Below are 218 nucleotides of genomic sequence, written 5' to 3'. Positions count from 1 at the left end.
TCCAGGTGACCGCCCGGGCCGGTGTGGACGAGGCCTTTGTGGAGATCCGGGGCACCCACACCAACGTGACCCGGATGGAACACAACGGTGAGGACCTGCTGCGGGACGGCGGTGGGCATCGCCGCCGCACACCCCCAGCAGGGCGGCAATTTCAATACCGCGGCGCCCGCCGGAGTTGGGGACGGTGACGCCTTTTACATTCTTTACAATGTTGCCGC

1 protein-coding gene is annotated in these 218 nt (G+C 66.1%); it reads left to right on the top strand.

Annotation, left to right across the window (positions count from 1 at the left end; all coding sequences use genetic code 11):
* Positions 1–188 (top strand): hypothetical protein (locus H6B10_RS17360; RefSeq protein ID WP_204652553.1); only part of this gene is annotated, 188 nt, incomplete at its 5' end.
* Positions 189–218: the final 30 nt, after the last annotated feature.

Origin of the sequence: Gemmiger formicilis (assembly GCF_016901605.1) — a bacterium.
GTDB lineage: Bacteria > Bacillota > Clostridia > Oscillospirales > Ruminococcaceae > Gemmiger > Gemmiger formicilis_B.
Note: the sequence above shows the minus strand (reverse complement) of the source record. Positions and strands in the feature narration are given on the sequence as shown.